The sequence below is a fragment of the Pseudomonas sp. MWU13-2105 genome, assembly GCF_023242315.1.
GTDB lineage: Bacteria > Pseudomonadota > Gammaproteobacteria > Pseudomonadales > Pseudomonadaceae > Aquipseudomonas.
On record NZ_JALLIY010000028.1, the window covers coordinates 1 to 13,919 of the forward strand.

Below are 13,919 nucleotides of genomic sequence, written 5' to 3' on the forward strand. Positions count from 1 at the left end.
TGCGTTGTTGTCGCCTGTGACGACATCGCTAGGAGCGTTGTAGTTCGAGATGCTGAGCGTGGCGTTACTGGCCAAGATCATGTCGCCCGAACCACTGACCGAGCCACTGCTGCCGGCGAAACTGATCGCGTCGTTGCTTGCGATCAAGAGGTCTCCTTCTCCCGCATTGAGTGCGTTGCCGCTGCCGATCAAATTGTACGCCGAGCCGCTACCCAGAGTAATGTTTTGGTCATCACTGACGTGCAGGGTGTCCATGTAAGGAGACGCTGTGCCCCAGGTGCTGCCCAAGACCAGGGCATCGTCCGAGGTGGCGAAAATGGTGTTGTTGCCTTCCCCGTTGCTCGTCAGGCTGGAACCTGCGCCCAAGTTGATCGAGTCACCATAGCTGGTCACAGACGCCGTGGTACCGGCTCCAAAACTGATCGAATTGTTATCGCCGGAAACGCGCTCACCCAATCCGCTCAACGCCAACACGTCGTAGGTACCGGTTAGCGACTCGTTTGCACCGTCGAGCGTGACATCACTCCAGCTAGAGGTAACCGTATTGTTGTCACCGGTGATGACATCACTGGCGCCGTTGTAGTTTGAGATATTAAGTGTGTCACCACTGGCCGAAATCGCGTCGCCTGCCCCACTGATGGAATCTCCACCACCCGAAAAGCTGATCGTGTCGTTGCTCGCTGTCAGTCTATCGCCTGCGCCAGCATTGATCGTATTACCGCCAACCCCATCGCTCGTCACACCGACATCCGAGCCCAGATTGATAATGCCGCTCGCGAGGTTGACCACCTCACCTTGATCTCCAGTGGCGATGTTGACAATGCCGCTGATCCCGACGGAGATACTGTCGTTGTTGCTGCCGCTAGCCATACTCAACGTAAAATCATCACCGGCCGTGATTGTGCTACCTGAACCAGTAAGGGTGCCGGTGTTGTCAGTACCCGCAATGGTAGCGGCCACATCACTTCCCACCGAGAGCTGATTGTCATCACCAGTCAGCGTCGTACTTGTACCGTTGTCCAAAGTAATGATGCCATCGGTGGCATCAACGCTATTGTTCGCTCCGGCCACACTCAGCTGCGCACCGTCGCCTACGGCATTTGCTGTATTGTCGTTACCATTGATGCTGGCGATATCACCTGCATGCAACGTGAATTGATTACCGTCGCCATCAATCGCAACAGTACAGTTGCCATCCACGCAATTGTTATCACCCACAACCGTCAGGGTGGTGCCATTTTGGGTAGTAATGGTGGCGCCACTGAGTTCTGTGGTGGCGATGCCGCCGCTCAACGTTACATTCGCACCTGTAGAGCCGAACGCTTGCGTGATGATGTCCGCGACAGTGCTGTTGCCTTCGTAGTCAATGAGAATAGCGCCGCTCGACAAGGTAAATTGATTGCCTTGTTGAGAGCCCGAAGCGCCGTCAGGTGCCTGGGACACCAGACTTGCGCCACTATCGATCGCGAAGGTATTTCCCGTGCCCGTGACATTTGCCTGGGCATCGGGTGCAAGAGTGACCGTGGCATTGCTCAGATCAGCGACAGCACCAGTGCCACCGATATTAGCATTAACGTCACCGTTCGGCGAGGTTTGAACCATCTCTTCATTTTGAGCTGATCCAGAATCATCACCACTCTTTTCCAGAAGAATGTTGTTTTGATCTGAATCAGTACTGCTATATTTATAGCCCCCATTACCATCAGTGTAAATAGTTGCTGGCGTATCAGAGCCGGGCTGAGGGATTGTCCAAACTGGACCGGTAGAATTATCTCCTGGGGCGGGCGTCACAACACCAACACCTCCATTAAAATAGCTGACAGTACTACCATCATCTTGTTGTACCACCGAGATTGGAACCTGCATCGAATAGCCTGATATTAGGCCATCAGAGTCGATTTCCGGGACTAACATTCCGCCATTTAAAGTGCTTTGGACGGTGTTCGTCAGCGCCCCCTGAAAGGCTGCCTGGGCGTCTGTCGAAAGACTATCATAGTAGGGCTTTATGGCATCGGCCATGGTACTAAACGTATTTTCCAGCCAAGCTGCGTTACTACCTAACGTACCCAAATTAGTTTGAGCAGAAATAGTCAAACCTATGGCTAAAATACCCAGGGCAGTAACTTCCGGAGCAGCCAGCACTGCGCCTCCAATAACGCCAGCAGCTGCCACTGTCGACACTATTCCTGCAACCGTGCCAACGATGGAGTTTGTATCAATTTTTGCAGGACCTTCGGTTATTGCCTTATCCAATATCGCAGCCACATTCGCAAAAACCCCAACACTTCCAGCCGCAACAGCAAGGTTACCAGCCAACGCTGAGTACTGTTTAAATATTGCCACACTACTAGCTGCAATACTCGCCAAGTCCGCTCCTGCCATTATATTATTGGCGGCTTTAGCAATGTCGGATACGATTGATTGAGCTGCAGTTCCTATTGCGTTGGCAGCATCTGCACCTGATGCGATCTGACCAAGCAGCTGACTGACAACAAGTGTTCCAAGACTATTAAGCGCTGTTGTTTGAGACATAGCCAACCCTCCATTTAATAAAAATCTCTTAGCTGAAAAACATAAGAGATCAAAAATCACCTGGATCCGCACACTCTACAAATTTTCAATTGACAATATTCGAGTTCCATGCAGGCCCAGCAAAAAAATTGGCCAACAGCAAATTTTCAGCCGAATCAATCTTTGGAGCTTCGGATCTCGCCACGCCTCTTTGAATCAAAACGCCTTAATTGATTAGCATAAAAAAACGACCCACCCCATAAAATTAGAGCTATAAAAAAAAGCCCTACTATTTTTTTTATGTGAAATGGGTTTCTACCTATTAAAAGCGACTTCATCAGCTTATCCGGCGACGCTAAATCAACCCCATCGAGAGTGGTTAACCTAAGGGGATAAAACGACCCTTCTCCATTTTTAAGAAGAAACCCTTCAGCATATACTTTAATGGGTGACTTTAACCCCCCTAGATCATCAAGCTCCGCAGGGGCGACAGCATTCTGAGTACGATACGTCACACCATTATCAGCGTTAAACTGGATGTATGACACTTTTTTAACGCCGGCATACCCGACGTAGCGTATGAACGCACCTGTCGTTTTAATCATCGGAACTTCTGGCGGCATATCGCCCGAGTAATCTTGAGCACCAATATATTCAAACATGGGCCCTGCAACCATAAACACTATCGCAAACTTCAGCCATAATGATTTTGCCCAGTGATTCTTCCCAAGCCCTAAAGCCGTCCCATTCAACATCATATCGAACGCAGAAAGCCAAGACATTTTCTTCTCATTGTTACTCATGACACCCACTCATCATTAACCAATAAAAAAATTAAATTATCGCGCACCAAAAATCCACCAAACAACGAAAAACATCAATACAAAAAAAACAGCGCCACGGATAGCTTCTACGAACGATCCTTACTGCGCAATTAAATATTTTAATTTGCCATATCATTTCACCGCTCCCTCAACGCCTCACTCTGATACTTCAACAACGGCGTCAACAAATACTCAATAATCCTTCTCTGCTCAGTCTTGATCTCCACCGAACTCGACATCCCCGGCTCCAACTGAACATCCTTGCCATCCGCCACAATCACATGCGCACCGAGCTGAATCCTTGCCGGATAAACCAACCCCAACTTGTCATCCTTCACCGCATCCTGCGAAATCGACATGACCTTGCCCGGGATCGTGCCGTAGTGGGTATACGGAAAGGCATCCAGCTTGATTTCAGCCTCCTGCCCCGGGCGAACAAAGCCGATATCCCGGTTGAGAATCTGCGCTTCAATTTCCAGCCCCGCATCGTCCGGCACAATCACCAACAAGGCCTGCGCCGGAGTGACCACACCACCAATCGTATGCACCGCCAGCTCCTGCACGGTGCCGCCCACCGGAGCGGTCAAATGGGTTTGCCATTGCCGCTGCTGGGACTTGGTTTCATCGCCCCGATCCTGGGCCAGTTGCTGCTGCGCCTGGTTGAGCGCATCGAGCTGTTCACGACGAAATTGCGCGATAGCGGTGTCGATATCGTCGCGCTGTTCCTGAATCGTGGCTTGCAATTCCTTGGCGTAACTCTGTTGCCCGGCCAGTTCCTGTTCCTGCTGGATGCGCGCCTGCACCTTTTCCAGGTAGGCATGGCGCGGTACATAGCTCTGCTGAAGCAAGGTCTGGTAGTCCTCCTCTTCGGCGCGGGTCATCGGCAAGGTTTGCTGCAGGCTGCTGATCTTGTGCTGGGTGGTTTGCAATTCCTGCACGCGCTTTTGCAACTCCGAACGCAAGCTGGTGACTTTGCTGCGCTGTTCGTAGAAGGCGCTTTCGGCAAAGCGTTGGGTATCGCGCTGGCGATCCTCCGTGGCATCCGGGACCGCTTGAACAGTCGGTGCTCGATTGGCGCTTTGTGCGTCCAGCAAGGCTTGGGCACGGTTGATCGTCAGCATCGCGTCGACCCGCGCTGTCCTCGACTTGCTGACATCCGCCGTGGCCTCGGTCGGGTCCAGCTCGATCAAGGCCTGGCCTTGAGTCACATGCTGACCGTTGTCCACCAGGATCGCCTTGACGATGCCCGCTTCCAGCGGCTGGATGGTTTTGCTCTTGCCGTTGGGGACGACCTTGCCCTCGGCCACCGCGACCACGTCGAGTTTGCCGATGGTCGACCAGACCAGGGCAATCGCGAACAACAGCATCAATGCCCACATCAAACCGCGCCCCACCGGGGACGCAGGTGTTTCCAGCACCTCCAGCGCCGCCGGCAAGAACTCGACCTCGTCGCGTTGCCGTAGCAGCGGGTTGCCCTGGGCTTTTTCAGCGTCGAGTGCGGCGCGGGCAATGTCGCGGTAATGCCGCAGTCGGGGGAACCAGCGATCAAGCAGCGACATGTAGATGCCCCGTCTGATGACGCCACAGAGAGGCATAACGCCCGTCCTGCTGCAGCAGTTCGTCGTGGCTGCCTTCCTCGACGATGGTGCCCTTCTCGACCGTGATAATCCGCTGGGCGATTCTGACCGCGGACAAGCGGTGGGCAATGATGAACACCGTGCGGTCCTTGCAGATTTTGTGCATGTTGCCGTGGATGATGGACTCCGACTCTGCATCCAGCGCCGAAGTGGCCTCGTCGAAGATCAGAATTTTCGGATTAGTTACCAGGGCCCGGGCAATGGCGATGCGTTGCCGCTGACCGCCAGACAAACCATTGCCGCGCTCGCCCAGTTCCGTGTCGTAACCTTGTGGCAGTTCCAAGATGAACTCATGGGCACCGGCCAGCTCCGCAGCTTCAACCACCTGGTCGAAGTGCATGCCGGGTGAAGCAAAGGCGATGTTGTCGCGTACCGTACCTTTGAACAGCATGTTCTCTTGCAGGACCACGCCGATTTGGCGGCGCAGTGACGCGGGATCGAGCACCGACAAGTCCATGCCGTCGATAAGCACCCTTCCGCGCTCGGGCGAGTAGAGACGCTGGATCAATTTGGTCAGGGTACTTTTGCCTGATCCGGAAGGGCCAACAATGCCGATGACGCTACCCGCTTCGGCCGTCAACGAGAGCCCACGCAGGATCTCGGGACCGTCGGCGCGGTAGCGAAACACCACCCGGTCAAACACTACTTCACCCTTGACCGGTGGCATTGAGGCTTGCCCGGCGGAGACGCCGGATTCGGCTCGGTTATCGAGAATGTCGCCCAGACGAGCCATTGATAACCGCACCTGCTGGAAATCCTGCCATAGTTGGGCCAGGCGCAGGACCGGGCCACTGACGCGCCCGGACAGCATATTGAAGGCAATCAGCTCACCGACCGAGAGGTCGCCACCAATCACCAACCGGGCGCCGAACCACAGCAAGGCGGCCGTGGTGAGCTTGCTGATCAGGGAGGCCACCTGATTGGCCGAACTGGAAAGATTGGAGGCCTTGAAGGCGCTGGAAACATAAGCCGCCAACTGCTCCTCCCAGCGCCGCTGCATCAAGGGTTCGACCGCCATCGACTTGATGGTTTCGATACCGGTCACGGACTCCACCAGGAACGATTGATTTTCCGAGCTACGGCGGAATTTTTCATCGAGCCGGGCTTTGAGCACCGGCGTGACGAGGACCGACAAGGCGATGTAGCACGGCAGCGAGATAAAGACGATCAAGGTCAACAAGGGCGAATAGGTCAACATCACCGCGAAGAACACCAGGGTGAAGAACATATCCATCGCCACGGTCAACGCGTTGCCGGTGAGGAAGTTGCGGATATTCTCCAGCTCACGGACCCGAGCCACACTGTCGCCCACTCGCCGTGCCTGGAAATACGCCAGCGGCAAACCCAGCAGGTGATTGAACAGCCGCGCGCCCAGTTCGACATCGACCCGGTTGGTGGTGTGACTGAACACGTAGGTACGCAGCCCACCCAGCAAGGCCTCGAACACCGAAATGGTAATCAGGCCGAACGCCAGCACGTCCAAGGTCGACATTGATTTGTGCACCAGCACTTTATCAATCACGACCTGCATGAATAAGGGCGAAACCAGACCAAATAATTGCAGAAAGAACGAACCGGCCAGCACTTCCATAAACTGCTTGCGGTATTTGACAATCGAAGGAATAAACCATGACATATCAAACTTGCCGCCGCCTTGGGCGAGAACGGCACGCGAAGTCACCAGAATTAAACGACCGGACCAGACTTGGTCGAATTCGGCCAAGGTGATTTGAAAAGTACGCTGTTGCACTTCGTCATGTAGCAGGACGTTGTCGTTCGCGCACTTGGCCAGGACCAGAAAACGTCCATCGCGAAGCTCGACGATAGCTGGGAGTGGTGTCTGGGCTAGACGACTGATCTGGCTGGTGGTGGAACGGGCCTTGAGCGTGACCTGCCGCGCCAGACGCACCAGCGTCAGGGCATCGATAGGCCGGGACAGTCCTGACAGATGCCTGAGCCGTTCGGCGCTGACGGCGACACCCGAAAGTTGGGCGATGACGACGAGTGAGGCAATGCCACTGTCTTCACTTCCTGTGGGTTCTAGCGCTTCAGGCGAAACGCTGCTCCTTGCGTTACGGTCAGGCATGTCAACTCACGGCTTAACAACAAATGAAAGCACGTGGCGCGTCTTTGGAAGCGCTACGAACCAACCTTGACTGGCGTTCCCTATTCAAATAGCGCCGCCGCAAAATCGCGACTGACCACCTGTTCAGAGTTCGATGCTCAGCGCTAAAAATATCAAAGAGCCATCAGAGGCTAGCACCGATCATCGCAGCCCCAAAAGCGGTAATTTTCAACCCAAAAAGCTGACTGGGTGGACGGTTCCGCTCCAGGATCCGGCGCCACTTATTTGTACCAATCGTGAAATATACTAATAACAACGCGCGCCAGAAATAACGCTCGCAGGCTCAGTACAACACGCCGATAAAGGCTCATCGGCTTAAATCGCTGTTGCTCGGCCGGGTAACGCCAACGGTACATCTTGGATACCATCACTCGCCCAGCACACACATAAACATGCGCTACAGATGAGAAAAAACATTAATTCCGATGCAGTCCAAACCCGGCAACTTCAACTCTGTTCAGCCTTTGTTCAGCAACCGCCAGACTGTTATAGCGATACGCTCTCATTTGGTAAGCGTCCGGCCAATTCACCTTTCGAACTCCAGCATTGAGGGCGATAGTGGGCCAGTGACCACCCTGAGCGCTGAACTGCAACATACTAGGCAGTTGAAGGTTGGCTAGAGATTTTTCCTGGCTTCTCGATTCGCAGCCGCGGCGCGTCGAAGTCAGTTCAGGCCTGGGCAGACAGCTCACGCAGTGCTCGCCCTGACAACCTCCCCGGATTAGCCGAGTGCTCCCCCGGGGGTATTGTGTCAGGCTATGCCGTTTTCACTCGTAGCTCCTAGTTTCGCTAGGAGCTTTTTCATGCTCAGGACGAGTCATTCAAGATGTTGATGAAGCTGGCGCCGAAGAAGCGGCGCAACCCACGTAATTTCTATCTGGGTATCGCTGCGGTGATACTGATTGCCGGGATTGGACGCTATTTCGCGCTCAAGGCTGAGCAGGAGAAGGTGGCCCAACAGGCGCTGCTGGTCGAGCGCCTCGCCCAGTTGGACGCGACCCTGCCAAAGAAACTGGATGCAATTACCACCCTTGAGTACGTCGGTTTGACGTACGGTGACACGATCTTCTACCGCTACAGGATCGACTTAGCAGCGAGCAGCCTCTCCGAGGAACGCAAGGCCAGCATGGAGGCGAGAATACGCCGTGATCTGGAACAACTGGCCTGCAAGGAACCGCAGTTGCTGGCGATGATGCGCAGGTTCAAGTTTCACCAGGAGCATTACTACCTGGCCAGGAACAGCACACTCTTTTCCATTGAGCTTCACCCTGAACAGTTGAACTGCCCAGGATGATGCCGATAAGGTGGTCGCCGTCGCTTGTTCATCGCCTCAGGCCATTCCCTAGACCGCAAGCGTCCAGCCAATCCGTCTTCATCCACTTATGCGGCAGCAGCAGCTCGATCTCACTGGCTCGTTGCGTCGGCAACCGCGTCAGCACATCCTTGAGATAAGCATACGGATCATGCCCATTTATGCGCGCTGACTGGATCAAGCTCATGATCGCTGCTGCCCGCTTGCCGCTGCGCAGCGACCCAGCAAGTCGAGTCAGCCGAAGGGAGTTTCACCCCTCGGCTGCTCACAGAACCGTACGTGACAGTCTCCCGTCATACGGCTCTTGATCACACATTCGATGCACGTAGTAAATACCAATGCGCGAACAGCTCCGGATTCTCTCTTCGAACAAGACGCAGCCGATGCTCCGCTTGACGTATAGAGATTCGGTACTTGCTCTTCATCCATTTGAGCAGGCGCGATTGCAACGCGCTCCACAATCGATAGCTGAAGTTTCTGTACCAGAATTTACCGTAGTATTCGATCCATCCTCGAATCACAGCATTGTACCTGCGAGAAAAATCCCTCAGGTCATCAGTCGTGGATCGATGGATGCGCCAGTGTTTGATCGTGTCTACCATCCTGCGCATCGCCTTCATCGACGCTCCCGGCATGCACTTACGAAAGAGTTCGCCTTTGGAGTTCTTCAGGGTTCGCACTTGTGCAGTGAATAACAATATCGTCGGCATACCGTTCAAACGGCACGCCGCGATGCGTCCTGTCCATCCAACGATCAAAGGCATAATGCAGGAATAAATTGGCTAACAAGGGCGAGATCACACCTCCTTGAGGTGTCCCTCACCCCCGTTCCTGAAGCAATCCCGTCTCACTCTGCATCGGCGCTTGCAGCCAGCGTCGACAGTACAAGATCACCCATTTCGGCATCTGGTGATGTTCCAGAGCCTTGATGATCAGGTCGTGCCCAACGTGGTCGAAGAACGCGCTGATATCCACTTCCAGTACCCAGTTCTTACGACGGCACCGAATGGAACATTGACGCAAAGCATCGTGGGCCGATCTTCCGGGTCTGTACCCATACGAGTCAGGATGGAAAATCGGATCGATCACAGCCTCCACATATCTTTTCACCGCGCCTTGAGCTACCCGATCAGAGACCGTTGGGATGCCAAGGATGCGCTCCTTGCCGTTGTCTTTCGGAATGCGCTTTTCCCGTACAGGTGGCGGGAAATACGACCCTGAGCACAACCGGTTCCAGATGCGGTAGAGGTTATAATCGCGCTGCCGATCAAAGTCCGTGAGCGTCTGACCATCACAGCCCGGCGCGCCACGATTGCGGCGTACATCCTGGTACGCCATCCACACCAGCGACTTCGGTATCTCGAATGCTTTTCGCTGCACTAAAACGTCATCCTCGTTTGAGTTGTGTCCCGCACAACGAAAGTGATCCCCACCCCTTCGCTCCAGCCCCATTACAGGTCTTTCATCACTACTACGGGTGAGTCCGTCCCTATCCCCACGATACGTGCAGAGAATAGGTTCTCACGTTCCCCAAAATGGCCTGGCTCAGGTTCTTGCTGCCTTAACAACGGGTGCCGTGCAGTCGGTAGACAGGTGTCCTCTGCACTTCTCGGGGCCCGGCTATACAAGCCCGTTTTGACACCAGTGGAGATTTCGTCGCTTCATCAGTCAGTTCACTTTCGTTCAACTACCTGAGCCTTACGTGACAGTAGTTTCTCTGCCTTTTCCCGAATCGCTCACCACCAACATGCTGAACATGTTCGCAGCATCGGGTCGTTTGATCAGTGCGCCTGCACGCCCTGACCGGAGGGCCTACCTCCATCCATCTTGGAACATGGAGTGTCATGCCGCCGTTTTCATGTCGTCGCCATGACGCCTCCTTCGTGACACACAGAGCCAGTTCTTGCGGCCAAGAGCCCATGGTCGGATCTGATTCTCTGCCCAATTATTATCAATGGGTACGGCCCCGTCATCGAGGTAGCGTGACAGCGCTGCCCACTTCATGCTGGAGTTCGGAAGGTGTGTTCGCCGGCCCCTTACCCTGGACCTTTGCCATGACGCTATCGCCCTCTTTCCGGTCGCTCGGTTTGTTTGCCCTGTTGGCCATTGCCCCCACCTGCTTCGCCAGTACCTGGGTCATCACGGACTCAGCCCATCCTGTTGAGGTGACGGCGGACGTTCGTCTGGTCCATCTGGATCGCCTTGATCAGTTGGAGGCTTCACTTTCCAGTTTGCTGCCGGACGACCCTGCCCAAGCGTAGGCTCTCTTTCGGGAAAGCCTCACCGCCGAAGCTGCTGCCGATATTGCTCGGGCTCACCAGGACGTAGTGGATGCCTGGAGCCTGGGCGTCACCAAGATGCCAGCCGTTATCGTGGACCAGCGCTACGTCGTCTACGGCGATCCAAACCTTGAGCAAGCGCTCGCGAAGATCGAGCAGTTCAGGAGGGATCGGCCATGAGCCTTTGTACGCCGCGTCGGCGTGTGAAATTGTGGGTACCGGCTCTCCTGGCCCTTCCCTATTCGCCCCTGAGCCTTGCCCTGGACAAGGCCACCATCGTCCCATCTGTGTCATCCCCGGACTGCATAACTACCAGGTCGTGGGGGTCTGCTATTGGCTTCGGTGCACCACCTTCGGCTGCGACGTGAATACGTCGTCCAAGGTTCGGCATTACGTGCCCGATGCTGTGGTCTCCAGCTATCCCTCAACGGGCGAGAATCCCAAGCGAGAGGAACAGACCTTCCTCGGCAGCATCGGCCCTCAGTAACGTTTTTCCCGTCTTTGCATCGTCCTTTACGAAACGGAATTCCCCCTCATGACTCGGATGTCAGTGTTTCACCCTTCTTCAGCCGCTCCCTGGTTGATCCTCCTCACAGCCCTGTCGAGCCCCTCACCTTCGCAGCGCCTCGTAGTTTCAGCGGCTCCGGCAGTGTGATCAATCAGGTCAGGTGCTCACTTTGCCTGGCATTTTTGTGGTTTGTATTTAGTATGCTGTTCCAACTGCGACACAAAGGTGCCCCCGTATGCTGGGCCAGGTAATAAAACCGGAGAAAATACTGTGAGGCTCGACAAGCTGCGCCTGCAGAACTATCGCTGCTTTGGAGCGTTCGAGATCGACTTCGATCCGCATCTGACCATATTGATTGCCTCTAATGGTGGCGGTAAAACCACCATTCTGGATGCGGCTCGGGTTGCGCTATGGCCTTTCATCAAAGCGTTCGACGTGGGCAGCCAAGCCGGTAACTCAGCCACGATCCAGATTGAGGATGTGCGACTCGCGCAGTTCAGCAGTGGCAACATGGAGTCTCAGGTCCCTTGCTCGATCGAAGCCTGGGGAGCTTGGTCGGACAGTGCTCATCAGGAACACTGGCTACAGCAGCGCATCAGCTTGAAAAAGTCCACCAACACCCTGGGTGACGCTGGGGTCAAGGCCCTAAACGCGCACGGCAAAAGGCTGCAAGAGCAGGTGCGCAGCGACGCGCCGGCGACACTGCCGATGGTGACCTACCTGGGAACCTCCCGACTCTGGTACGAGGGGCGCTTCACTTCAGCAGCCGCTCAAACGACACTCGACAAAAGCGAATACTCCAGAACATCCGGGTACCTGAACTGCCTGGCTTACTCGTCCAGTTTCAAGACTTTCACCGCCTGGTACAGCTGGATATATCGCAGCTACCGTGAAGCCCAGTTGATTGGGTTGGAGCGCAATACCCAGTTGTCCGACACCGGGCAGCGTTTTGAACAGATCATCGCCGCCATCAAGGGCGCCATTGATCAGTTGCTCAAAGCCTCCACCGGCTGGCATAGCCTGGAGTACAGCGCCAGCCATCAACAGCAACTGGTCATGCACCACCCTGAGCAAGGGGTGTTACCTGTAGACATGCTCAGCGATGGGTTGCGCAACACCATCTCCATGGTTGCCGATCTGGCCTTTCGTGCCTGCAAACTCAACCCCCATCTCGGGGAGCGCGCACCGCAGGAAACCCCAGGCATCGCCTTGATCGACGAAGTCGACATGTTTCTGCATCCCCACTGGCAGCAGACAATCATCGGGTCATTGCGAGCAGCTTTTCCCGCCATGCAGTTCATCGTCACGACGCATAGCCCGCAAGTCCTTAGCACAGTCCGGCGTGAAAACATCCGGGTCATCAGCAAGGACACCGAAGGCCAGTTCATGGCGTCCCAGCCACTTGCCATGACCTACGGCGAGCCGAGCAACAGCGTGCTCCGCAGCGTGATGCAAGTCGATCCGCAACCACCGGTGGATGAAAAGCAGGACCTGCTGCAACTCACCGAGTGGGTGGACAAAGGCCGTTATGATGAGGGGCCGACAATTGCATTGCTGAACAAGCTGACCGAGGAGCTGGGTGAACAGCACCCTCAGCTTCAGCGCCTGCAACGCAGCATCAGACGGCAAAAGGCATTGAACGGATGAGGGTGATTCGTAAGCGTGCAGAGGCTCCCTTTCAGTTGTCCCATGCACACACTAATCCGCCAACAACCCACGATTCAGCCTCCAGCCGGTGGAGTAGATTCCAATACAAAAAGCCGGTTCTGGACGCCCTGTTGTTTGAGCAGTATGGGTTGTGTTGCTACAGCGAAATTCGCCCGGATCGGGTGGGATTAGGTTTCCACATCGAACACGTCGAGAACAAAAGCCAGCACCCCCAGCGTACCTTCGACTACAGCAACTTGGCGGCCAGCGCCTTGGATAGCCAAAACGATTTGCCGTTACTCAAGACGCAAGGTACTGAAGTATTCGGTGGCCACGCGCTCGGCAAGTCAAACGGTGTCGATTTAACCCGTTTTGTGTCGTGTCATCAGGCAGATTGCTCGCGCTTCTTCGCCTACCTGTCCGATGGTCGTGTGGTGCCGGCTGACGGATTGTCACCGCTGGATGAGGACCGTGCTCGCTACACCATCGGCCTACTCAACCTGAACAGCCCTTATCTTCAAGATCTACGTCAGCGCTGGTGGGAAGAGCTGGAAACGCTTATCGAGGAACACCTTGAGCACGACATGGACCTGCATTGTCTGGCGGGCATTGACCTCATACCTGTCGGAAACGACCTGAGCCCATTCTTCAGCATCACGCGCAAGCTTTTCGGACGCATCGCCGAGCAGGTCCTTGAGCAGGACGCTCCTGACTTACGATGACCGGGATGAATGTACTGTTTGTCTGCGGTAAAAATCGGCTCCGAAGTCCGACCGCCGAGCACGTGTTTGCTTCCTGGCCGGGTGTGGAAACGGCATCGGCCGGGGTTGGCAATGACGCGGATGTCCTTGTGGATGCTGAGCTCCTGGCGTGGGCCGATCTGATCTTCGTCATGGAGCCCGTCCATCGCAGGAAGCTCACGGTCCGATTCCCCGCTGAACTGGCCAGAAAACGTGTGATATGCCTCGACATCCCGGATGACTTTGACTACATGGCGCCCGAGCTGATCGATCTATTGCAAACCCGAGTGCGCCGATTTCTACCCGCCTGATGATCGGTTGGCTGAACTGGCTACG

At 55.1% G+C, this 13,919-nt stretch carries 9 protein-coding genes and 5 pseudogenes; 6 read left to right on the forward strand and 8 right to left on the reverse strand.

Annotation, left to right across the window (positions count from 1 at the left end):
• The 4 genes from M5B96_RS30110 to M5B96_RS30125 all read right to left on the reverse strand — a co-directional run.
• Nucleotides 1-2,592: beta strand repeat-containing protein (locus M5B96_RS30110; protein WP_248800584.1), on the reverse strand; the 2,592-nt coding region annotated here is incomplete at its 3' end.
• A 95-nt stretch (nucleotides 2,593-2,687) separates the two neighbouring features.
• On the reverse strand, nucleotides 2,688-3,314 hold the full coding sequence (locus tag M5B96_RS30115; RefSeq protein ID WP_248800586.1) for a hypothetical protein: 627 nt from the start codon (nucleotides 3,312-3,314) through the stop codon (nucleotides 2,688-2,690).
• A gap of 158 nt (nucleotides 3,315-3,472) precedes the next feature.
• Nucleotides 3,473-4,894, reverse strand: coding sequence for an HlyD family type I secretion periplasmic adaptor subunit (locus M5B96_RS30120; protein ID WP_248800588.1), 1,422 nt, complete (start codon nucleotides 4,892-4,894; stop codon nucleotides 3,473-3,475).
• On the reverse strand, nucleotides 4,881-7,058 hold the full coding sequence (locus M5B96_RS30125) for a type I secretion system permease/ATPase (protein ID WP_248800590.1): 2,178 nt from the start codon (nucleotides 7,056-7,058) through the stop codon (nucleotides 4,881-4,883). Before M5B96_RS30125 ends, M5B96_RS30120 begins: the two co-directional genes overlap by 14 nt.
• Before the next feature lie 865 nt (nucleotides 7,059-7,923).
• Here M5B96_RS30125 and M5B96_RS30130 point away from each other — a divergent pair.
• Nucleotides 7,924-8,391, forward strand: a complete 468-nt coding sequence (locus M5B96_RS30130) for a hypothetical protein (protein ID WP_177104820.1) — start codon at nucleotides 7,924-7,926, stop codon at nucleotides 8,389-8,391.
• Nucleotides 8,392-8,419: 28 nt separating this feature from the next.
• Here the strand turns inward: M5B96_RS30130 and M5B96_RS30135 are convergent.
• The 4 genes and pseudogenes from M5B96_RS30135 to M5B96_RS32925 form a co-directional block, all read right to left on the reverse strand.
• Nucleotides 8,420-8,635: pseudogene (locus tag M5B96_RS30135) on the reverse strand (transposase domain-containing protein); the annotation flags it as partial.
• Nucleotides 8,636-8,717: 82 nt separating this feature from the next.
• Nucleotides 8,718-9,119, reverse strand: a complete 402-nt coding sequence (locus tag M5B96_RS32920) for a group II intron maturase-specific domain-containing protein (protein WP_412548668.1) — start codon at nucleotides 9,117-9,119, stop codon at nucleotides 8,718-8,720.
• Nucleotides 9,049-9,861: pseudogene (gene ltrA / locus M5B96_RS30140) on the reverse strand (group II intron reverse transcriptase/maturase). The gene M5B96_RS32920 and the pseudogene ltrA overlap by 71 nt, the downstream one beginning before the upstream one ends.
• 441 nt (nucleotides 9,862-10,302) lie before the next feature.
• Nucleotides 10,303-10,515, reverse strand: a pseudogene (locus M5B96_RS32925) (IS66 family transposase); the annotation flags it as partial.
• On the opposite strand from M5B96_RS32925, the pseudogene M5B96_RS30150 reads away from it, so the two are divergent.
• The 5 genes and pseudogenes from M5B96_RS30150 to M5B96_RS30170 all read left to right on the forward strand — a co-directional run bounded on the left by M5B96_RS30150 (nucleotide 10,464) and on the right by M5B96_RS30170 (nucleotide 13,894).
• Nucleotides 10,464-10,868: pseudogene (locus M5B96_RS30150) on the forward strand (TIGR03757 family integrating conjugative element protein). The pseudogenes M5B96_RS32925 and M5B96_RS30150 overlap by 52 nt on opposite strands.
• Nucleotides 10,865-11,130, forward strand: a pseudogene (locus M5B96_RS30155) (TraU family protein); the annotation flags it as partial. The pseudogenes M5B96_RS30150 and M5B96_RS30155, both read left to right, overlap by 4 nt.
• A gap of 336 nt (nucleotides 11,131-11,466) precedes the next feature.
• A complete protein-coding gene (locus tag M5B96_RS30160) occupies nucleotides 11,467-12,843 on the forward strand; it encodes an AAA family ATPase (RefSeq protein WP_318654864.1) in 1,377 nt (458 codons plus the stop codon).
• Nucleotides 12,840-13,565, forward strand: coding sequence for a retron system putative HNH endonuclease (locus tag M5B96_RS30165; RefSeq protein ID WP_263859733.1), 726 nt, complete (start codon nucleotides 12,840-12,842; stop codon nucleotides 13,563-13,565). Before M5B96_RS30160 ends, M5B96_RS30165 begins: the two co-directional genes overlap by 4 nt.
• Nucleotides 13,566-13,570: 5 nt before the next feature.
• Complete coding sequence (locus M5B96_RS30170; protein ID WP_248800593.1) at nucleotides 13,571-13,894, forward strand: low molecular weight protein tyrosine phosphatase family protein; 324 nt, start codon at nucleotides 13,571-13,573, stop codon at nucleotides 13,892-13,894.
• The last annotated feature ends 25 nt before the right edge of the window (nucleotides 13,895-13,919 follow it).